This window comes from Thermodesulfovibrionales bacterium (assembly GCA_035686305.1).
Classification (GTDB): Bacteria; Nitrospirota; Thermodesulfovibrionia; order Thermodesulfovibrionales; family UBA9159; genus DASRZP01.
The window spans coordinates 16,134-36,075 of the sequence record DASRZP010000051.1 but is presented as its reverse complement, the minus strand read 5'-3'; the positions used below and the strand labels follow the sequence as shown (position 1 = coordinate 36,075).

20 protein-coding genes are annotated in these 19,942 nt (G+C 52.6%); 4 read left to right on the top strand and 16 right to left on the bottom strand.

The window, feature by feature from the left end:
* Nucleotides 1-7 precede the first annotated feature (7 nt).
* From murC to VFG09_05940, 13 genes are all read right to left on the bottom strand, one after another.
* Nucleotides 8-1,432, bottom strand: a complete 1,425-nt coding sequence (gene murC, locus VFG09_06000) for a UDP-N-acetylmuramate--L-alanine ligase (protein HET6514696.1) — start codon at nucleotides 1,430-1,432, stop codon at nucleotides 8-10.
* Between the two features lie 48 nt (nucleotides 1,433-1,480).
* Nucleotides 1,481-2,656, bottom strand: coding sequence for an undecaprenyldiphospho-muramoylpentapeptide beta-N-acetylglucosaminyltransferase (gene murG / locus VFG09_05995; protein ID HET6514695.1), 1,176 nt, complete (start codon nucleotides 2,654-2,656; stop codon nucleotides 1,481-1,483).
* Entirely contained in the window at nucleotides 2,653-3,876 is a 1,224-nt protein-coding gene (gene ftsW / locus VFG09_05990; protein HET6514694.1) for a putative lipid II flippase FtsW, read from the bottom strand. Before ftsW ends, murG begins: the two co-directional genes overlap by 4 nt.
* 1 nt (nucleotide 3,877) lies before the next feature.
* Nucleotides 3,878-5,293 carry a UDP-N-acetylmuramoyl-L-alanine--D-glutamate ligase gene (gene murD, locus VFG09_05985; protein ID HET6514693.1) on the bottom strand — a complete coding sequence of 472 codons (1,416 nt, stop codon included), beginning with the start codon at nucleotides 5,291-5,293 and terminating at the stop codon, nucleotides 3,878-3,880.
* Entirely contained in the window at nucleotides 5,277-6,353 is a 1,077-nt protein-coding gene (locus VFG09_05980; protein ID HET6514692.1) for a D-alanyl-D-alanine carboxypeptidase family protein, read from the bottom strand. Before VFG09_05980 ends, murD begins: the two co-directional genes overlap by 17 nt.
* Nucleotides 6,354-6,355: 2 nt before the next feature.
* Nucleotides 6,356-7,438 (bottom strand): phospho-N-acetylmuramoyl-pentapeptide-transferase, encoded by a 1,083-nt coding sequence (gene mraY, locus VFG09_05975; protein ID HET6514691.1) that lies wholly within the window; start codon nucleotides 7,436-7,438, stop codon nucleotides 6,356-6,358.
* Entirely contained in the window at nucleotides 7,428-8,843 is a 1,416-nt protein-coding gene (gene murF / locus VFG09_05970; protein ID HET6514690.1) for a UDP-N-acetylmuramoyl-tripeptide--D-alanyl-D-alanine ligase, read from the bottom strand. Before murF ends, mraY begins: the two co-directional genes overlap by 11 nt.
* A complete protein-coding gene (locus VFG09_05965; GenBank protein ID HET6514689.1) occupies nucleotides 8,836-10,449 on the bottom strand; it encodes a UDP-N-acetylmuramoyl-L-alanyl-D-glutamate--2,6-diaminopimelate ligase in 1,614 nt (537 codons plus the stop codon). The genes murF and VFG09_05965 overlap by 8 nt, the downstream gene beginning before the upstream one ends.
* Nucleotides 10,446-12,059 carry a penicillin-binding protein 2 gene (locus tag VFG09_05960; GenBank protein HET6514688.1) on the bottom strand — a complete coding sequence of 538 codons (1,614 nt, stop codon included), beginning with the start codon at nucleotides 12,057-12,059 and terminating at the stop codon, nucleotides 10,446-10,448. The genes VFG09_05965 and VFG09_05960 overlap by 4 nt, the downstream gene beginning before the upstream one ends.
* 74 nt (nucleotides 12,060-12,133) lie before the next feature.
* On the bottom strand, nucleotides 12,134-12,523 hold the full coding sequence (locus VFG09_05955) for a hypothetical protein (protein HET6514687.1): 390 nt from the start codon (nucleotides 12,521-12,523) through the stop codon (nucleotides 12,134-12,136).
* Complete coding sequence (rsmH, locus tag VFG09_05950) at nucleotides 12,520-13,392, bottom strand: 16S rRNA (cytosine(1402)-N(4))-methyltransferase RsmH (protein HET6514686.1); 873 nt, start codon at nucleotides 13,390-13,392, stop codon at nucleotides 12,520-12,522. Before rsmH ends, VFG09_05955 begins: the two co-directional genes overlap by 4 nt.
* A complete protein-coding gene (gene mraZ, locus VFG09_05945) occupies nucleotides 13,393-13,851 on the bottom strand; it encodes a division/cell wall cluster transcriptional repressor MraZ (protein ID HET6514685.1) in 459 nt (152 codons plus the stop codon).
* A 305-nt stretch (nucleotides 13,852-14,156) separates the two neighbouring features.
* On the bottom strand, nucleotides 14,157-14,330 hold the full coding sequence (locus VFG09_05940; protein ID HET6514684.1) for a DUF1059 domain-containing protein: 174 nt from the start codon (nucleotides 14,328-14,330) through the stop codon (nucleotides 14,157-14,159).
* A 406-nt stretch (nucleotides 14,331-14,736) separates the two neighbouring features.
* Between VFG09_05940 and VFG09_05935 the strand changes: the two genes are divergently transcribed.
* The 4 genes from VFG09_05935 to VFG09_05920 are packed head-to-tail and all read left to right on the top strand — an operon-like array spanning nucleotide 14,737 to nucleotide 17,954.
* Nucleotides 14,737-15,297 carry a GNAT family N-acetyltransferase gene (locus tag VFG09_05935; GenBank protein HET6514683.1) on the top strand — a complete coding sequence of 187 codons (561 nt, stop codon included), beginning with the start codon at nucleotides 14,737-14,739 and terminating at the stop codon, nucleotides 15,295-15,297.
* Nucleotides 15,298-15,307: 10 nt separating this feature from the next.
* A complete protein-coding gene (locus VFG09_05930; protein ID HET6514682.1) occupies nucleotides 15,308-16,501 on the top strand; it encodes an acetyl-CoA C-acetyltransferase in 1,194 nt (397 codons plus the stop codon).
* A gap of 56 nt (nucleotides 16,502-16,557) precedes the next feature.
* A complete protein-coding gene (locus VFG09_05925) occupies nucleotides 16,558-17,121 on the top strand; it encodes a GNAT family N-acetyltransferase (protein HET6514681.1) in 564 nt (187 codons plus the stop codon).
* 32 nt (nucleotides 17,122-17,153) lie between these two features.
* A complete protein-coding gene (locus VFG09_05920; GenBank protein HET6514680.1) occupies nucleotides 17,154-17,954 on the top strand; it encodes a menaquinone biosynthesis protein in 801 nt (266 codons plus the stop codon).
* A 158-nt stretch (nucleotides 17,955-18,112) separates the two neighbouring features.
* Here the strand turns inward: VFG09_05920 and VFG09_05915 are convergent, their stop codons facing one another.
* The 3 genes from VFG09_05915 to VFG09_05905 form a co-directional block, all read right to left on the bottom strand.
* Nucleotides 18,113-18,400, bottom strand: coding sequence for a hypothetical protein (locus VFG09_05915; protein ID HET6514679.1), 288 nt, complete (start codon nucleotides 18,398-18,400; stop codon nucleotides 18,113-18,115).
* Nucleotides 18,393-18,914, bottom strand: a complete 522-nt coding sequence (locus VFG09_05910) for a Panacea domain-containing protein (GenBank protein HET6514678.1) — start codon at nucleotides 18,912-18,914, stop codon at nucleotides 18,393-18,395. Before VFG09_05910 ends, VFG09_05915 begins: the two co-directional genes overlap by 8 nt.
* 85 nt (nucleotides 18,915-18,999) lie before the next feature.
* Nucleotides 19,000-19,875, bottom strand: coding sequence for a DUF1186 domain-containing protein (locus tag VFG09_05905; GenBank protein HET6514677.1), 876 nt, complete (start codon nucleotides 19,873-19,875; stop codon nucleotides 19,000-19,002).
* Nucleotides 19,876-19,942: the final 67 nt, after the last annotated feature.

Sequence of the window (19,942 nt, the reverse complement as noted above, 5' to 3'; positions counted from 1 at the left end):
GAAAAGATCATTTCCCTTCTTCCCGCATCCTTCTCAACAACTCTTCTCCAACCTTCCAGACATCCCCGGCGCCGAGCGTGAAGAGGACATCCTCTGGCCTGAGGTTCTCTGAAAGGGTTTTGAGAAGAGCCGCTCTGTCAGCCACATATCTCACATCCTGTCCCGCTGCCTCAATTGTCTGAGCCATCCGGACAGAACTGACACCTGCTATCGGCTTCTCACCTGCAGCATAAATATCCATGAGATAGAGAAGATCGGCATCGCCAAAGGAAGCGGAGAACTCGTCCATGAGGTCCCTCGTCCGTGTGTACCGGTGCGGCTGGAAGAGCACGACCAACCTTCCTCTCTCTCCCGATCTCGATGTACCATGCCCCATTCCGCCTTCAGCGTTGAGCAGAGATTCCCTTGCAGCCTTCAAGGCAGCCTTTATCTCGGCAGGGTGGTGACCATAATCATCAAAGACCCTCACACCCCTGACCTCGCCTTTTAATTCGAATCTTCTCTGGATCCCGCTGAAGCTTTTTAACCCTCCCCTGATCTTTTCGGTCTCCATCTTGAGTTCGATGCCAACGGCGATGCTGGCGAGGGCGTTCAGAACATTGTGGATCCCCGGCGTCGGCACAGAAAAGGTGCCGAGGTCCTTCCCTTTATACCGGACTTGAAAGGATATTGACATGAATCCCGGTTGAATACCGGTGGCAATGACGTCGGCATCTTCAGAGAGTCCGTAGGTGATGTACCTCCGGTGAATTCTCGGCAGGATCTCCCTGACAAAACGGTTCTCGATGCAGAGGATCGACAATCCGTAGAAAGGCACTTTGTTGACAAAAGAGACAAAGGCGTCCTTCAGGGCATCCATATTCTTGAAGAAATCCATATGTTCCCGGTCGATGTTTGTCACTACCGCGATCGTCGGTGAGAGCTTGAGGAAAGAGCCGTCACTCTCATCAGCCTCGGCTACCATGAAGTCTCCCTGTCCGAGCCTTGCATTGCTCCCCGTTGATTTGAGCTTGCCCCCTATGATGATCGTGGGATCAATGCCGCCGCGCGAGAGTATTGTGGCGATCAGGGAAGTCGTTGTCGTCTTCCCATGCGCGCCGGCTATGAGCACGCTGTATTTCAACCTGCCCAATTCGGCAAGCATCTCGGCCCTCGGGATTACCGGGACAGACCTTGCCTGCGCTGCGAGGACCTCAGGATTTTCATCAGAGACCGCAGATGAGATGACAACGACATGGGCATCATCGATATTTTCAGCCCTGTGTCCTAAAGAAACCCTGATGCCGAGTTCCCTGAGCCTTGCAACCGTCTCGGACTCTTTCAGGTCAGAGCCCGTCACTTCGTATCCGAGATTGTGCAGGACCTCGGCGATGCCGCTCATGCCTATTCCGCCGATACCGACGAAGTGAATGGTCCTGTAACGCTCAAACATCTCTTCTCCCTCTGTTCTTCACCGCTGCCACGAACCCTTGTCCCCGGCCTACCTCAGGGCCTCAGTGTCTCCGTGGTTACTCATATGCCGCTGAAATGCCTTCTGCCTTGGCCGCCCGCTTCCGGCCGCCAACATCTTCACGAGACTTGTCAAAATATCCACGACCTTCTGTGCTGCATCAGGCCTTCCGAGGGACCTGCTCGATCTCTGCATCTCGAACCTCATGCCTGCGTCGCTGTAAAGATCCCTGATGTTCCTTGCCAGGGTCTCACCGTCCAATTCGTGGTCGAGGATCACCCTTACCGCACCCATTTCAGAAAGCCTCTCGGCATTCATCTCCTGATGATGGGCTGCGGCAAAGGGATAGGGTATGAGGATTGCGGGCCTGCCTAAGGCCGTCAATTCTGCAAGGGTCGTTGCACCGGCCCTTGAGAGAACGAGGTCTGCAACGGCGTAGGCCTCGGGCATCTGGTGTATGAAAGGCGTCACGGTCCCTCTGAATCCCCATTTCCGGTATGTCTCACGGACCGTCTCGTAATCTCCCTTGCCTGTCTGATGGAGAAACTGGATACCGTCTTTTATGTCATTGACAAAGGGAAAAGCACCGCATACCGCATTATTTATGGTCCGTGCGCCTGCGCTTCCGCCGAAGACGAAGATCGTGAATCTCCCCCGGTCGAGACTGAAGAGATCATAGGCTCCCTCTCTGTCGCCCGAGAGGATCCTGTTCCTGATAGGGTTCCCGGTTATAAAGGTCTTGTTCCTCGGGAAAAAGGAGAGGCTCTCATGATAGGTGACACAGACGGCGTCGGCGATCTTTCCTAAAATCCTGTTCGCAAGTCCCGGGATCGTATTCTGTTCTGCTATGAGCGTTGGTACGGACAAGAACCGGGCTGCAAGGACAGGGCCGAATGATGCATAACCGCCTACACCGATGACTGCGTCCGGTCTCAGCCTCTTTAACAAAGAATAGGATTCATGCAGGGAAAAGACCGTCCTCAGCGCACCTGTGACTTTTTTCAACAGAGACTTTCCCACGAGACCCTCTGCCCTGAGATAACGTATGGGATACCCTTCTCTCGGGATGATCGACGATTCAATGCCGCGCTCCGTACCCACAAAAGTCACTTCCGTTGTCCCGTCTCTCTTCTTCAGTTCCTCTGCGATAGCGATTCCCGGGAAAAGATGACCTCCCGTCCCGCCTCCTGCTATAATAATCTTCATCGGGGAGACCTCCCGACGCCTGAGAAAGCCCTTCCGTCCCTGAAGGGTCGTGACCTTCCATAAACAGCCATCAAAGCCTTCTTCTTCTCTATTAATATCTTATTCTTGTCCACGATCTCCCGTTCCTCTTCTCCCCTTGACAGGTTAAGGAGGATTCCTATGGCCGCCATATTGACCAGGAGAGCCGATCCCCCGTAGCTCACGAAGGGAAGGGGAAGGCCCTTTGTAGGGGCAAGGCCGGTAGCCACGAAGAAATTTATGAGGGCCTGGAGGGCTATCATCATCGAAAGGCCCGATGCCAGGTAATGGACAAAGGGATCCTTGGCCCTGTTTGCGATCTGGATTCCTCTGATAAAGAGAAAGCAAAAGAGCGCCACAAGGATGGAAGCGCCGATGAACCCCAGTTCCTCACCTACGAGGGAAAAGATAAAATCGGTATGGGACTCCGGGAGGAAAGACAACTTCTGTTTCGACTCGCCCAGCCCGACACCTGACAGTCCTCCGCTCCCGAGGGCTATGAAGGACTGAACGAGCTGGAAGCCTGATCCCTGGGGATCTTTCCAGGGATCGAGAAAAGAGACGATCCTCTTGAGCCTGTAAGGCTCCTTGAGGAGATAGATCAGGACCGGTATGACGAGGACCGAAGGCATCATCAGATACCGCAGCCTCATGCCTGATACGGTCAGCATGGCAAAGGTGATGAGTCCGAGACTCATGGTCGCGCCAAAATCAGGTTGCTTCAAGAAGACTCCCTGAAAACCGACCATGATTCCTATGGGCACGACAAAGGAATAGATGTTGTCGGTCCGGTACGTAGGGCCGGACATGTACTTGGCGAGGAAGAGGACCATCGCGAGTTTCACCAGCTCTGAGGGCTGAAAGGTTGAAGGCCAGAGGCGTATCCACCTCCTCGCCCCGCCGGCAGTGATACCGATCTTCGGGACAAAGACGAGGATCAGAAGGATAAGGGAGAAGATCAGGAGCGGCACCGCTATCTTCCTGAAGGTCTGGACACTCGCCCGGGAACCAAGATAGAGGACAACAATGCCAATGAGAAGCGTAAAGAGATGTCTCTTGAAATAGAAGAACTGCGATATATTCCGTCTCGCAAAGACCGGAGTCACAACGGATGTGGAGCTATAGACCATGAGGGCCCCGAAACCGATGAGCAGAAGGGTTGTCAGGAGGAGAAGCTTATCGTAGGTGTTCTTCGTCCGCATCTTATGACAGCTCCATCACGATCTTTTTGAACTGTCTTCCCCTGTCCTCAAAATCCCTGAACATATCGAAACTTGCACAGGCAGGCGAAAGGAGGACGACATCGCCTCTCCGCGCATTGTCCCGCGCGATGCCTACAGCCTCCCTCAGGTCTGAGGCGAGAATGGTCCTTGTCTCATCTCCAAGGGCTACCTTCATCTTTTCAGACGCCTCGCCGATCAGGATGAGCGTCCTGACCCTCTCCCGCACGAGAGGTCTCAATAAAGAAAAATCACCTGCCTTGTCCCTTCCTCCACCTATGAGGATTAAGGGCTCCTGAAACCCTTCGATCGATTTCATCACAGCCCCGACATTGGTACCCTTCGAATCGTTGATATACTTCACGCCGTCCAGCTCCCTTACAAACTCCATCCTGTGTTCAAGACCAGGAAACTCCCGCAATGCTTCAGCCACGGCCGCAGGGTCGCACCCTGCAAGGAGAGCCATGGCCGAAGCGGCCATGGCATTCTCCAGGTTATGGACACCTTTAATCACGAAGGATGAAGGATCAAGGGCGAAGGACGGAGACACCTCAGGCAAGTCAAAAGAGATAAGGCCGCCTTGAAGATATGCACCCTTCACCTTCTCTTTCCTGCTAAAAGAAAAGACCTCTGGCCCTCCCTTGCCTCCGGCCCCCTGAGTCTCCATCGTCCTTACAATCTCCCCTGTCAAAGGGTCATCGGCGTTGAGAAGAAGAAAGTCTCCTTCTCTCTGGTTCAGGGAAACCCTCGCCTTCGCCCCTGCGTACTCTGTAAGAGAGTGATACCTGTCGAGATGATCGGGAGAGATATTGAGGATTGTTGCGCCCTTTGGCCTGAACTCCTCTATTGACTCGAGTTGAAAGCTCGAGACCTCGGCAACGATGAAATCAAGCGCTGACTCCTGCCGGTTCCTGACGATTCCGAGGATTTCCTCGCTCAAGGCATTTCCGATATTCCCTCCGAGGAGGGTCTTAAATCCCGACTTCCTCAGCATCCAGTCTAGGAGGGCCGTCGTCGTTGACTTCCCGTTCGTTCCCGTTACCGCAAGAAATTCAGCACGTTGAATCCCGAAGGGCGAATACTCCTTCGATATCTCGTAGGCAACCTCGAGTTCGCCGATCACCCTCACCCCTCTGTCTTTTGCCCTGACAAGGGGATCAATAGAGAGGGGAACACCGGGGCTCACGACGATCATGTCGGTTCCGTTCAGACTCGAAGGGCACCCCCCAAGGGAGAGACGAACGCAAGGAGCCAGAAGCGAGGTATATTCCCGAAGCTCCTCTCTTCCCTTCTTGTCGGTTACTGTTACATCGGCGCCAAGGCTCGCAAGGAGATTGGCGGCGCCGACGCCGCTCCTCGCGAGACCGAAGACAAGTATCTTCTTACCCTTTACTTCCATCAGGACCTTTCATCACGATATCGTTGTTCTTCGATCTCTTCTGTTTCTTGGCGTGACCCTTTGACCTGCCTCTTTTTGCCTTCTTTGTGCCCTTCCTGCCGGTCTTCTTGTATGACACTTTCTTGATCTCAGAAGAACCGGCGCTGTAAGAGGCCTTCTCGATACCCGCCCTGTAGTCGGATTGCGTGAAATAGATGACAGGCTCTTCCTGGCTCTTGCTGACTGCAAAGCCCTTTGCCAGGAGCGCCTCTGATTCCTTCCAGAGCGTCTCCCTGGAAGGAGCCCCCAGGATAGCGGCGATGATCGTCTCATTCTCCTGGGACCCTGCGCATACAAAGCAATGTTTCGCCGCCCTTGTGTATCCTGTCTTGCCGCCGACCATCGCATCATCTTCCCACAGAAGCTTGTTGATGTTCTTGAGGAATATAGTCCTGCCTTCCTCCGTCTCAATATGACTTGCCTTAGTATTGATGATTTCCCTCACGGTCGGGTATCGCAGGGCGTGCCTCATGAGACGGGAGAGATCGTGGACCGTCGTGTATTGCCTGCCTCCCGGCAGGCCGGTGGCATTCGCAAAGACCGTGTCGGACATTCCGAGGGCAAGGACCTTCTCGTTCATGAGTTCGGCGAACTTCTCCTCAGAGCCTGCGACAGCCTCGGAAAGTGCATAGGCCGCATCGTTCGCAGACCTGAGCAAGGCCGCATAGAGCAGGGTCTTTACCGTGACTCTTTCGCCCGGCCTGAAGTTGGCCTTGATGGGAGAGACACCCGCCGCCTTTTCACTGATGGTGACGACGTCATTGAGATCGAGCCTGTCAAGGGTCACCATCGCTGTCATGAGCTTCGTCGTACTTGCCGGAGGCAGCTTCAGGTTCGGGTTCTTTCCGTAGAGGACCCTTCCTGTTGATGCCTCCATAACAATTGCGGCCCGCGAACGAATTTCATCGCCAAAGGAAGAAGTGAGCGGACAATGGATGGCAAGGAGAAAAAGGACCAGGATAAATGACAATCTCCTCCCGATTGATAGCGGTTGACGACTCATGACCGACAGCTGTTTCATGTTCACCTCACCTTGAGCGTAGTTAGACTTAAGAGCGCCAGCATGATCCCTACGATCCAGAACCTCACAATGACCTTCGGCTCAGGCCATCCTTTGAGTTCAAAATGGTGGTGGATCGGCGCCATCCTGAAAATCCGTTTCCCCCGGAGCTTGAATGAAGCAACTTGAAGGATAACCGACAGCGTCTCTATGACAAAGATCCCCCCCACGACGGCAAGGACGATCTCGTGCTTCGTTATCACCGCCAGGGTGCCGAGGGATCCGCCAAGACCGAGGGAGCCGACATCGCCCATGAAGACCTCTGCGGGATAGGCGTTGTACCAGAGGAACCCCAGGGCTGCGCCGAGCATGGCGCCGCAGAAGACCGTCAACTCTCCTGTCCCCGGCAGGAAGAGGACCTGAAGATAGCCTGCAAGATTCTTGTTCCCTGAGATATAGACAAGGATGCCGTTTGCGAGGACGGCGATGGCAACAAGACCGATTGCAAGGCCGTCGATACCATCCGTCAGGTTTACGGCATTCGAAGAGCCTACGATCACGACAACAGAGAAGGGGATGTAGAACCAGCCGAGATCAAAGAGCCACTTCTTGAAAAAGGGGATGCTCAGGACGTCGGAAAAGGGGTCTTTCGGGTTCATGTAAAGGAACAGGCCTATGAGCAGAGCAATGAGCAGCTGAGATCCGAACTTGTACCACGCACGGAGTCCCTTCGGGTTTCTCTTCACGACCTTGAGATAATCGTCCAGAAGGCCGATCCCTCCAAACCCCACCGTGGACACAAGCATGACCCATATGTAACTGTTTCTCAGATCCCCCCACAGAAGAGCCGTGAGCACAATCGAGAGGACGATGAGGATCCCCCCCATGGTCGGCGTCCCTGATTTGCCGAGATGGGTCTGCGGTCCATCATCTCTGATCTGCTGGGTGACGCTCAACCCCCTCAGCCGTTCGATCACCCGGGGGCCGATGACAAAGGTGATGAGCATCGCGGTTATGATCGATATGGCAGTCCTGAAGGTTATATAGCGGAATACGTTAAGAGGTGAAAACCAGGTATGGAGGCCGTAGAGGAGACTATAGAGCATCCCTTGCCTCACTTCCCGTCCTTACGAGCTCTGTTTCAGGAAATTCCTCAAGAACCTTTTCCATGCGCATCCCCCTCGAACCCTTCAGGAGAACCGTATCCCCCTCTCTGCGGATGTTACGGAAGATTACCGCTGCCTCGGAAGAATCCTGCACGATCAACAACTGCCCGCGGGATGAAAGAAATTCCTCAGCTGCCTTCGACATGAGCGGTCCCACAGCTACGAAAAGGTCGACAGGAAGCGAGGCCATCCATCTACCAAGTCTCCTGTGTGCCTCTTCAGCGTACGGGCCGAGTTCGAGCATATCACCGAGGATGGCTATGGCCCTTCTCCTTCTTAACCTGACGAGTTCTTTCATGGCCTCTTCCATGGACACGGGGTTCGCATTATAGGTGTCGCTGATGATCCTCATTCCCGAGAGCTCTTTCACTTCGAGACGCATCGGGACTCCTGAGAAGGATTCGATCCCTTCCTTGATCTCTTCGGGACCGATCCCGAGGCCCTCACAAATTGACGCAGCAGCCAAGGCGTTCCAGATGTTAAACCTTCCCGGCAGGAGAAGGCTGACCTCAATACGTCTCCCGTGAGCCATACGAATTGCAAAGAGGGAGCTGCTCTCTTCGTAGGTGATATCCTCTGCCAGGACATCTGCCCTCCCTGAAACACCGTAGGTGATGACGGCTGGTTTATGACGCCCCTCCAGCTTCACGTTGATTCCTTCCATGAGAAAAACATCATCGGCATTCACGGCAATTGTTTTTACCGCGTCAAAGAGCTCGAGTTTTGTGTTTCTCACGCCCCCGATATCCCCGAAACCCTCAAGGTGTCCAAACCCGATATTTGTTATGACGCCTGCATCAGGAAGCGCTATATCGCAGAGCTCTGTTATATCACCCCTCCTGCTCGCGCCCATTTCGAGGACGACAAACTCTTCATCGCCCCTCAGTTTCAGGAGGCTTAAGGGGAGGCCAATCTGGTTATTGAGGTTTCCTTCGTTCTTCAGAACCCTGTGACTGACCCCGATGATCGATGCTATGAGCTCCTTTGTCGTTGTCTTTCCGTTCGTACCGGTCACGCCGATAACGGTCACGGGGTTTCTTACTCTCTTCTCATGAGCCATGTCCTGAAGTGCCTTGAGGGTGTCCTCCACAAGAATGATGACCTTCCCCTCCATAGGTCCGATAGGGACGCTGACCACGGCCCCGTTTCCTTGCCTCAGGGCATCGGGCAGAAAATCGTGTCCGTCAAATCTCTCGCCCTTCAGGGGCACAAAGAGTTCTCCCCTTCTGACGGTCCTCGAGTCAGTCGAGATCCCCGTGAAGACCGAACAGGGATCTCCGCTCACCAGCCTTCCGGCCGTCGCCTGAAGAATGTCACTCACGGTAATTGCTTCTGCCTCACCCATCCTGCATCCTCTTGAGCCTGTTTCTGATCGCCTCACTCACAACCTCGCGGTCGCTGAAACGATGTCTCTTCTCTCCAATCTCCTGATACTCCTCGTGTCCCTTTCCTGCGATAATAACGATATCCCCTCGCCCGGCTCTTTCGACAGCCATCGTTATCGCCTCTCTTCTGTCAGGAACGGAAAAAACGTTGTCCTCTATGATACCCGATTCTATCTCTTTTATGATCTCCTGGGGGTCTTCTTTTCTCGGATTGTCAGAGGTGATGAATACCTCATCGCTGAGTCTGCTGGCGATCCCTCCCATTAAGGGTCGCTTCCCCCGGTCTCTGTTTCCGCCGCAGCCGAAGACCGTGATGATCCTGGGCTTCGCATCCTGGGCCCGAGGTTCGGTCTCTTCTTCTGAGACTTCGTGCAGCCGGCCCCGTTCCCTTGCATGCAGTATCAGTTCCCTTGCAGTAGTGATAAGCCGTTCCAGAGCATCCGGGGTATGGGCGTAATCGACTATGCAGAGGAAACCCTGGCCTTCGTCAATCTTCTCGAGCCTCCCATCAATGGATGATACGGACCTGACGCCCTTTTGAATCGCGTCGATCGGGACATCCATTGCCAAGGCAGCCGCTGCAGCAGCAAGAATGTTGTACGTATTGGCGGTGCCGAGGAGCGGTGATTCAATCCTTGATCTCTTTCCATCCTTCCCCATTATGGTGAGGGAGGTCCCGGAGAAGGTGTGATCGATGCCCGTCGCAGTCACGTCGGCTTCCGAGATGATGCCGTAGGTGACGACATTCCTCTTCTCCATCTCCCGCAAAAGCCTTGCGCCCCAGAGATCATCGGCATTAATGACGGCGATCCCCTCTTCTGGCAACAGTTCCGAAAAGAGCCTCTTCTTTGCCTCGAAATAGTCGTCCATGGTCCCGTGAAAATCGAGATGGTCTCTCGTGAGATTCGTAAAGACCGCGGCCTTGAACCTCGTATAGTCGACCCTCTTGAGAGAAAGGGAATGGGACGAGATCTCGGCGACCACATACCTGCATCCAGCCGAGATCATCCTGCGGAGGAGTTCCTGGAACTCGGGAGCCTCTGGAGTTGTATGGGATGCCGGGTATGAGGTTTCCCCGATAAGGTAGCGGATCGTACCGATGAGGCCGACGTCCTTTCCCCATGCCTCGAGGATGGATTTCATGAGGTATGTTGTTGTCGTCTTCCCGTTTGTTCCTGTCACACCGATGACCGGGACCTCCTCAGACGGTCTTCTATAAAAATTATTTGAGATACAGGCAAGCAACTTCCTGCTGTCAGGCACCCGTATGTAAAAGGGCAGATGATGCCCTTCTCTGGGGTCCCTTTCGGCCACCACCGCTGCTGCACCCCTGGCAAGGGCATGGCTGATAAAGCGGTGGCCGTCAAGGTTCTCACCCCTGACAGCGGCAAAAAGGGAGCCCTCTTCTACCCTTCTTGAGTCATAGGCTATGCCCGATATCTCCGTATCAAGGACAAGGCATTCCTTATCGCTTTTGTTGCCGGCAGACTGGCAGCTCCCGACTCCGGGCGCAGAGTCCGTCACGAGGCTGTATTCGCATCCGTCAAGGATCTCTCCTAATCTCATTTTGTGATCACCTGTGCGGTCTTCTGAACATTTTCCCTCGGCACGTTCAGATAGGAGAGGGCATTCTCAGCGATCTTCCTGAAAACGGGAGCGGCTACGACTCCGCCGTATATCTGGCCCTTCGGTTCGTAGATGACGATGATCATCGCGATCCTGGGATTGTCTGCAGGCACGAAGCCCACAAAGGAGCTTACGTATTTCTCCCGAGAGTATCTCTTGGTCCGCGGATCGATGATCTGGGCGGTGCCTGTTTTACCGGCGACATAATTGCCGTCCACCGATGCGCTCTTGGCTGTGCCGCCGTCTTCCGTAACGGTCTTCAGGATATCCCTGAAGGTCTCTGCAGTCTCCCGTGAAATGGCCCTCTTCGACTCAGGCTGGAAGGACCAGATCTCCCTGCCAGAGGGAGAAAAGACCCGTGATACGACGTGGGGCTTGACCAGTAAACCTCCGTTTCCTATGGCAGCATAAGCCCTGAGGACCTGGAGGGGGGTCACAGCGACCTCCTGACCGATTGATATGGATCCGAGAGAGACTCCTGACCATCTTTCAGGAACACGGATCCAGCCTGAGACCTCTCCCGGAAGGTCAATACCGGTCTTGTCACCAAATCCGTAGGCCTTTGCATACTTATACACCCTCTCTTTGCCAAGCCTCATGCCGATCATTACCGATCCTACGTTGGAAGACTTCTGTATCACCTCCTTAAAGGTGAGGAGACCGTGTCTGTGGGCGTCATGGATCGTCCTTCCGCCGATCTCGACGGACCCCCTGCTGCAGTCAAAGGGAGAATCAAGGGCAACAAGCTTCTCTTCAATGGCGGCAGTACCGACGATGATCTTGAATGTGGAACCGGGCTCGTAGCAGTCCGTTATCGCCCTGTTTCTCCTCTCTGAGCTCCTGCTTTCGGAAGTCAGGTTGGGGTTATAGGAAGGGTTGTTTGCGAGGGCGAGAATCTCCCCAGAAAAGGGGTCCATCATGATGGCAGTTGCAGCAGCGGCCCTCCATTGTTTCAGCGCGCTGTCGAGTTCCGTCTCGACCATATATTGAAGGCCCTCATCGATCGTCAGCACCAGATTGTTCCCTTTAGACTCCATGTCAACACCCTGAGACAATGTCCTGCCGCTCGCATCTCTCTCGAGAACGACCTTCCCCCCGTTGCCTCTGAGGTACGCGTTGTACTTGAGCTCAACCCCCTCAATCCCGTTGTTGTCGATATCCACAAATCCAAGGATATGGGAGGCAAGGGAACCCTTCGGATAGAACCTCTTGGCGTCAGAGACAAAATCGATCCCCTTGATCTTCGAATCCTTGATCTTCCTCGCTATGCCGGGGTCGAGCTTCCGTTCGACCAGGACAAAGCGCTTGTCCGAGGAGAGCTTGTCGAGGATGACATTCCGTGGTTTACCAGTAATCGCCGATACTTTCCGGGCACTCTCTTCGGGCGAATCGATCTCGAGGGGGTCGCAGTACAGGGATTCCAGTTCCAGATTGACGGCTATTTCCCTGCCCCGCCTGTCATAGATAATCCCACGCCTTACCAGGATATCCTCTTTCTTCAGTTGCTGCTCTTTGGCCTTTTGATCGAACCGGTCATGATTGAACAACATGATGTCAGCGAGACGCAGGATTACGATGCAAAAGCAGAACGATATCGCCGTGTTGAGGATAACGGACCTTTTTCTCAGAGCGCCCCCCCGCTCGTACCCTCTGTTTCAGTGCTCCTGATACTGTTTGCTCCGTATTGTGTTACTTCATAAGAGGCCTTTAAAGGGCCTGAACTCTTCTCCTTCACAGCGACGACCTTCGTCCTGTTCGGAAAGACAAGACCGAGAGTCGCCACAGCCGTCTTTTCAACTTTCTGCATCGAGAGGAGGGCCGCCTTTTCAGCCATGAGCATCTTTGTCTCCCTGAGTTTTTCTAGTCTCACCTTTTCGAGTTCGCTGATTCCGTACTCCATCGATATGAAACTGGACCTGAGCCAGACGATGCCGAAGACTCCGCACAAGAGAAGGGCTATGCACAACGGGGCGATGAAATAGGATGCCATGCTTTTCCGACTCACATACATCATAGTCTCTCGGCTCCTCTCAGTTTTGCGCTTCTCGATGACGGGTTGAGACGCACCTCGTCATAGGAAGGGCTCAAGGGTTTTTTTGTCAGGACCCTCACGAGTCCGTTCCTCTGGGAATCACGAAGGAAATTCTTTACGGTCCCGTCCTCAAGGGAATGGTAGGAAATGGTGCAGAGCCTTGCCCCCGGTTTCAGCAGGTCAAGTGACTCTTCGAGTCCGTGGATAATCTCGGTTATCTCGTTGTTCACGGCGATCCGCAGGGCTTGGAAGGCCTTTGTTGCGGGATGGATCTTTCCCCTCTTCCGGTAAACCGTGCTCACGATCCCTGCGAGCTCAGCGCAGGTGACGATTCTTTTCTTCATTCTGTAGGTTACGATCGCCTTTGCGATCTTTCTTGCAAACCGCTCCTCACCGTAAACCTCAAGGATCCTTTCCATGGTCTTTTCAGGATAGGTATTCACGATCTCCTCGGCTGTCAGCCTTTGGCTTCTGTCCATCCTCATATCGAGGCGTTCTTCAGAGTGGAAACTGAAACCCCTGTCAGGGTCTCTCAACTGCATCATCGAGACTCCGAAGTCGAAAAGAACGCCGTCAACCTTTTCGATGCCAGTCTCCTTAACCAGGCTTCCCATCTCTGAGAACTTCCCCTTCATGAGGAAAACTCTTTCGTCACGGAGTGTTTCATGGGCCATCTTCAATGCCCTTTCATCCCTGTCAATGCCGACGATCCTTCCCCCGGCATGCAGGAGACCGAGTATCTTCTCTGCGTGTCCTCCCAAACCGACTGTCGCGTCAACATATATCCCCCCAGGATTTACGTTGAGAACTTCCATGACTTCCTTCACCATGACGGGAAGGTGGACGATCATTTAAATGCCGTAAGCCGCCAGGCGTTCTTCAACGGTCTTTCGGTCGAACCTGCTCAGGTCAACAGCGTCATTCCATTCTCTCCTGTCCCATATCTCGATCTTCTCGATCTGGCCGATGAGAGCAACATCAGTCTTTATGCCCGCGTCCTCCCTGTGGGTCGCGGGAATGAGGAGTCTCCCCTGCTTGTCAAAGGAACACTCCTGTGCAGAGGCTACGACGCGACGCATGAAGAAACGGACTTCTTCAAGCATCTTCGGGAGCGCCCTCACCTTGTCCTCAAGTTTTGTCCACTCTTCATAGGGGTAGAGATGAAGGCAACGGTCAAAGGCCGCGTTCGTTATGATGTATAATCTTGAGCTGTAATGGGTAGTGAGGATTTCTCTGAAAGGAGCGGGGATCATGAGTCTTCCCTTTTCATCCACCGAGTAATAATATTTACCGGAAAAAGCAGGCATCATTCCCCTTCCACTTATTACCACAATTTACCACTAAACTATATAAGAAAGGAACGCTCTTGTCAAGGGAAAAAACTGCACTAAATATTGTTGTAACCCACTTTGTGGGTACCACATCATGTATTGAGTAACCAAGACCGAAGGGAGGGCGGAATTCAGATAAACTGCGTTAGCAGCGTTCCCGCCCTGAGGATGACTTTCAGGGCAGTCGGAAGAATGGGGAGGACAACAAGGATAAGGAACTGATATGAAGCGGAGTGTATCGCTTCACACCGTTCCTCAGCCTTTTCCCTTTGGTGCGATCAGCGCTACGCTTCGTGAATCTTCTTGCGCCAAGAATCAAGGTAATCCTTAGTGACCTTCTTGATACCGTGATCCTTTCTCGCATGCTCTGATGCTTTATTCAGGACCTCGGCATCCGTCCTGCCGCGCGCCACGAAGTCGCAATTTACGCCGACATCCTTACATAGTAACGTCTTCATGATGTCCTCCTCTTTCTTGGTTTCACTCTAAACATCTCTTCTCCTTAATGCTTCACTCCTTGATTTCAACATATCACCAATCCCTTCTTTTTTGCCACTTAATAATTTTCATCGAATCTATAAGATAATCAAATGGAGGGCTCCTTTGACTCGCATCACGTCACAGGAATTTCCATGGATAACCCTGAATAACCAGAATTCATGAAAGTGTCACCTTGACAAACAGGTCTTTTCCTGATATTTTTGAATCAAACAAAGACGCCCTCATAGAGCCAACATTCTCTGAAAAGAGGACGTGAGGCGGTCGATCTCATGAATGATCCGAAGACGGCAGCACTGCCGAAGGACGGTACTCTTTTCTCTTACGGACTTTGAGGCAGAGATTCTCTTTTGAAGGAGATATGAAATGCTGGAAGGATTCCCCAAGAAAGTCACATTGAAGGACGGCGCGGTCATCACGTTGAGGCCCATGACGAGGGATGATGAGAATGATGTCTACATGTTCTTCAGTTCTCTGCCTGAAGAGGCCAGGCGATATCTGAGAAACGACGTGACGAACAGGAAAATCATCGCGGGATGGATGCGTGACCTCAACTATGAAAAGACCGTGCCGATCATTGCTGAACATGACGGGAAACTCGTGGCAGGCTCAACACTCCACCGGCAGACCTTTGGGTGGGGCCGCCACGTCGGTGAGGTGAGGGTCGTGATCGATCCGGCCTTTCAGAATCGCGGTCTCGGAGGACTGCTCTTTGATGAGATCTCTCAGATTGCTTCAGAGTCCGGTCTGAAGAAGCTGGTCGCAAGGATCGTCACCGCAAGGGCCGGCGTGATCAAGGCTTTCGAAAGATCAGGATTTGACCGTATTGCGACTCTTAGGAACTATGTCAAGGATATTCATCAGAACTATGCAGATATTGCGATCATGGTCAAAGAATTGGCATCGAAGACATCGACCGGAGGGTGAAGGAGGCTCTATGCGCAATGTGGTGATCGCCAGCGCTGTTCGGACAGCTATCGGGAGCTTCGGGGGGACGTTAAAGGACGTGCCTGCTGTTGAGTTGGGAGGCATCGTCATAAGGGAAGCCCTCAGGCGAGCGCGGGTCAGTACCGACAAAGTCGATCTTGTGGTCATGGGGAATGTCTTGCAGGCAGGATTAGGCCAGAATCCTGCGCGTCAGGCTGCCATCAATGGAGGAGTTGCCCAGTATACTCCGGCTTTGACGGTGAACGTCGTTTGCGGTTCGGGCATGGAGGCTGTCATAACAGCGACGCAAAAGATCAAGGCCGGTGATGCAGATATCGTCGTGGCAGGCGGCATGGAGAATATGAGCCAGGCCCCCTATGTCCTGACACAATCCCGGTGGGGACTCAGGATGGGACATAGCCAGGTCCTCGACATCATGATTCGCGACGGTCTCTGGTGCTCTTTCAGTGATACTCACATGGGCATTACCGCAGAAAACGTGGCGAAGAAGTTCAACATCAGCCGTGAGGCACAGGACGAGTACGCAGCAATAAGCCAGGCAAAGGCTGAGAAGGCGATCACATCAGGCCGGTTCAAAGATGAGATCGTTCCGGTGATGGTACCACAGAAGAAGGGAGATCCCATACCCTTTGATACGGACGAGTACCCCAAATTTGGGACAACAGCCGAAAAACTCGCCAAGCTGAAACCGGCTTTTGACAAGAAGGGGACGGTGACGGCGGGAAACTCTTCGGGAGTGAATGACGGTGCTGCAGCGCTCGTCATCATGTCTGCCGACAAGGCGTATAAGCTGGGAATAAAGCCGCTGGCGAAGATCGTCTCTTATGATGCCAGGGGCTGTGAACCAGAACTCATGGGTATCGGTCCTATTTTTGCCGTCCAGGGCGCCGTTGCTAAAGTAAAGGGAGAACTGGGAAAAGAGGTTGATCTCGCTGAACTCAACGAGGCCTTCGCAGCTCAGGCTCTGGCATGTGTCAATAGTCTCCAGATCGATCCCGACAAGGTGAACGTCAACGGCGGCGCCATAGCCCTGGGACATCCCATCGGATGCAGCGGATCACGAATTCTCACGACCCTTCTCTATGAGATGGAGAAACGTGATGTTAAGGTCGGGCTGGCCGCCCTCTGCGTCGGCGGCGGCATGGGGTTTGCGATGATCGTAGAACGAGGGTGGTATTACTGAGGCCAGGCGCCGGTGACGAGCCCTCTCTGAATACATTCGGCCTTAAGGAGACGAACATGGACAGACTCGTCGAAATACTGATCAATACCTACCCAAAGAAGGTCCTTCTCGATGACAACAGCGAGGTGACTTTTCGGCCTCTTCGCAAAGCTGATGAGATGGCCCTTGCGGATTTTTTCAAGGATCTGCCCCTCAAAGAACGGGCGTGCCTCAAGGAGGATGTTGCAGACCCTAAGGTGATAGAGAACTGGATATACCTTCTGGACTATGACAACGTCCTTCCGATCATCGCCACGGACAATGGGAAGATCGTCGGCGACGCCACGCTTCACTTCAGCCCCGTTGGTTGGACAAGGCACCAGGGAGAGATTCGACTGACGACTGATCTCAATTACCGCGGAAAAGGCCTCGGAACAAGACTCGCCCAGGATATCGTCGATATCGCAAAAGAGCTGGGGATCGAGCTGCTCAGCATCGAGATGGCGCCAGAGTTGCACGAGGCCTTCAGCCTCTTTGAGAAACTAGGATTTAAGCGTGAGGCTGTTCTCAAGGGATTCATCATTGATCTTGACGGGAATGAGACCGATCTCGTCCTCATGACGAAGCATCTTAATGAATGATTGCCGAATGAGCTTCATCGGGAGATACCCCTTTGACAAAGCAGCACTTAAGGATAGGAAGAATCGACTTTGCGAATCTCTTTCCCCTCTTCTCCGTACTCGAAAAGACTGACAGTGCTTCAGCCTATGAGTTCATCGAAGGCGTTCCCTCACATCTCAACACGCTCCTACGAGAGGGCTCGATAGACATCAGCCCCTCCTCATCCATCGAGTATCTGAGGCACGAGGAGATCTACACCCTCATAGACGGACATTCGGTCAGTTCCTTCGGCCCCGTCGGCAGCATCCTCCTCTTCAGCAGGAGACCGATCGAAACACTCGATGGTTTCACGATCCTCACCTCTTCACAGTCAGCGACTTCTGTCGCCCTGCTCGATATCATCCTGAGGAAATTTTATGACCTCACCTGCCATCTGAAGTCCACGAATGAGCCCCTCGCAAAGGGAATTGAATCTTATCCCGCTTATCTCCTCATCGGGGACGATGCATTGCGGGAAGCCCTCAGATGGCCCCGGCTCTATATCAATGATCTCGGGGACATCTGGTATAAAGCGACGGGGCTTCCTTCGGTCTTTGCCCTCTGGATGGCACGAAAGGATTGCTGCGATAAGAAGCGGCTCCTTTTTGAGCAGTTCAGGAAAGACCTCGATGCTGCGAAGAAGAGAGGACTGAAGAGCCTGAAGGCAATCGCAAGGGAATTCCCGTCAAAGGACATCCTCTCAGAGGACGAGCTTGTCTCTTACTGGCAGGGGCTATCGTATGATTTCGGTGAAGAGCACAGGAAGGGGCTGGCATTATTCAGACAATACGCGGAAGAGCTGAAGCTCCTGTAAGTGCTGGTGTCAGTAAGTCGGCGTCATCCGGGGGATTCAAGGCTGCCGCCCTTTCATTTTAATAGCGACAGATGAAATTTTGAAATATCTTCCGACTTCTTCACGCAATTTACAATGGCCTTAACAATTTGACCGGAAGTTTTCCCTTTACATCAAGCTCACCTCGGAATGAGCTTGCCGAATAGGCGGCTGTCGAACTCGTAGATCTCATGAAACTGGATCCATGTCTTTTCCTTGAAACCCTGCGGACTCGGATTCAAGACATAGATATTCTTGCTGCTATGGCAGCCTTCTTTCTCAATGCCATATTTCATTTTCGAGGTCGTCTTGCAGCAAAGGTAGGGCGCATCATTTTGGGGGGTATTCAGAACAATCAATAACTTTTGGCCGATTTCTCCATCCTTGAACTCGAAAGCCCTGTGATAAAGAATCGTGCCTCTATCCATTAAAGGCTTTTTTCAGTTCCTCTTTATCTTTCAGCCTTTCGAGCACTTCTTCGAGAGACAGTGATGCATCCGAGTCATCGAGTGCGAGAGTATAGTCTATCTTCGCCTTTTCTCCCTTGCTATGTATTGTCTTATCCCACGGATGGCTGGGTAGATGCGATGCTTCAACCATATCTTCGGCCTTGGCTTCCTTAAACATAAAAGCCACATTTTCAAGCATTTTTAGTTCTCTTTTCGTAAAAAAAGTATCATCAAATTTCTTGCGCGGCTTCATGCAAGTAAAGCTATTATTGTCGGCCTGTGCGCACTGAATGGAAATCTTCTCCTTCAGGTCAGCCGGAGGAGTGCTTATATCATCTGACAGAGCCTTGGGAAACGGACCAAACTGCCAGGCATAGTAATCAAGGCCGGTGACCGACCTACCGGTTTCCCTGAAGTGCATGAAATCGAGGTAGTAAAGGAGCTTAAAAAGCTTAGTCTTGCCGCAATACTTCGTATTGCTGAGAAAATAGATGATTGCGTTGAGGAGTTTTTCCCTATTGTTCGATGAGCATCTATTTAATTATAGCACTTTTTAATTATAGCACTTTCTCGACGAGTTAGCGCCTGTTCTTCTTCCTGGACTTCTTGACCAACTTCCGCTTGTTCTTCTTCTTTTTCTCGGCCCTCTTAGCATCGGCTTTCGTCATCCGTGTAATCGCCGGAGATTCGTTTTCGCTGAAACATGCCCACCAGGAAAGGCGTGAGTGAATCTCTTGTGAAAGTTTCTCATCTAACTTGGTCTTTGCTTCCTTAAGAGTTCTTTCTTTGCCGACGGTAAGGGTTCTCAGAAAATTATCATGCGATATATATCCGGGCCAGATCAGGCCGTTTTCATAAGCTTTTTCGATAACAGGCATCAGCTCTGAAGGAAAGAGATCGCGGACTGTCGATGCGGCTTCATTCCAGAAATAGGAGCCGGGCTCCGCTTCGTCGCCGTCAAAAAGAGTACTGAAGAATTCCAGGGCGGCGGCCCGTTCAAACACGCCGTCCACAACCGCATGCACAAGAGCCTGCATTGCAGCGCCCCTGCAATATTCATAGGCGTTCCTGTCGAGCACCAGTTGCTTAATGCGTTCAAGATTGCCTCCGCAGGTTGCATACATTATCCAGTGGAAATCCTCGGTAATCATATCGCCGAAGAAGTTGTCTACAACATGCTCCGGCAGAGATATGATGTCCATGATTACATCATGAGCCGCCTGCTGCCGGAAATGTCCAAGCAATATCATGGCGTAAACATGGGCATAGTGATCATCCGCCTCGTACTTTTCATAATCTGTCAGCAGCATCTTCAGGTGGTCTATCAGACCCGGGGTAAGCTCTTCTTTAAGCGCGACAGCCTTCTCAACCGCCTCACGCTCGTAGACCCCGTCGTAAAAGTCCAAGGCACTCATTATCTCATGAATCTGATCTTGTATAGTCTCATTCTCCATGTTTTTTTCCTTTTTCCATCTTGAATGTTTCTGCGGCGCTTGACTCCCTGCTTATCTGTTCCAATAA

Excerpts from the sequence above, each read along its gene's own strand:
- murC (HET6514696.1), bottom strand. The coding sequence starts at position 1,432 with ATGTTTGAGCGTTACAGGACCATTCACTTCGTCGGTATCGGCGGAATA.
- murG (HET6514695.1), bottom strand. The coding sequence starts at position 2,656 with ATGAAGATTATTATAGCAGGAGGCGGGACGGGAGGTCATCTTTTCCCG.
- ftsW (HET6514694.1), bottom strand. The coding sequence starts at position 3,876 with ATGCGGACGAAGAACACCTACGATAAGCTTCTCCTCCTGACAACCCTT.
- murD (HET6514693.1), bottom strand. The coding sequence starts at position 5,293 with ATGGAAGTAAAGGGTAAGAAGATACTTGTCTTCGGTCTCGCGAGGAGC.
- VFG09_05980 (HET6514692.1), bottom strand. The coding sequence starts at position 6,353 with ATGAAACAGCTGTCGGTCATGAGTCGTCAACCGCTATCAATCGGGAGG.
- mraY (HET6514691.1), bottom strand. The coding sequence starts at position 7,438 with ATGCTCTATAGTCTCCTCTACGGCCTCCATACCTGGTTTTCACCTCTT.
- murF (HET6514690.1), bottom strand. The coding sequence starts at position 8,843 with ATGGGTGAGGCAGAAGCAATTACCGTGAGTGACATTCTTCAGGCGACG.
- VFG09_05965 (HET6514689.1), bottom strand. The coding sequence starts at position 10,449 with ATGAGATTAGGAGAGATCCTTGACGGATGCGAATACAGCCTCGTGACG.
- VFG09_05960 (HET6514688.1), bottom strand. The coding sequence starts at position 12,059 with ATGTTGTTCAATCATGACCGGTTCGATCAAAAGGCCAAAGAGCAGCAA.
- VFG09_05955 (HET6514687.1), bottom strand. The coding sequence starts at position 12,523 with ATGATGTATGTGAGTCGGAAAAGCATGGCATCCTATTTCATCGCCCCG.
- rsmH (HET6514686.1), bottom strand. The coding sequence starts at position 13,392 with ATGATCGTCCACCTTCCCGTCATGGTGAAGGAAGTCATGGAAGTTCTC.
- mraZ (HET6514685.1), bottom strand. The coding sequence starts at position 13,851 with ATGATGCCTGCTTTTTCCGGTAAATATTATTACTCGGTGGATGAAAAG.
- VFG09_05940 (HET6514684.1), bottom strand. The coding sequence starts at position 14,330 with ATGAAGACGTTACTATGTAAGGATGTCGGCGTAAATTGCGACTTCGTG.
- VFG09_05935 (HET6514683.1), top strand. The coding sequence starts at position 14,737 with ATGCTGGAAGGATTCCCCAAGAAAGTCACATTGAAGGACGGCGCGGTC.
- VFG09_05930 (HET6514682.1), top strand. The coding sequence starts at position 15,308 with ATGCGCAATGTGGTGATCGCCAGCGCTGTTCGGACAGCTATCGGGAGC.
- VFG09_05925 (HET6514681.1), top strand. The coding sequence starts at position 16,558 with ATGGACAGACTCGTCGAAATACTGATCAATACCTACCCAAAGAAGGTC.
- VFG09_05915 (HET6514679.1), bottom strand. The coding sequence starts at position 18,400 with ATGGATAGAGGCACGATTCTTTATCACAGGGCTTTCGAGTTCAAGGAT.
- VFG09_05905 (HET6514677.1), bottom strand. The coding sequence starts at position 19,875 with ATGGAGAATGAGACTATACAAGATCAGATTCATGAGATAATGAGTGCC.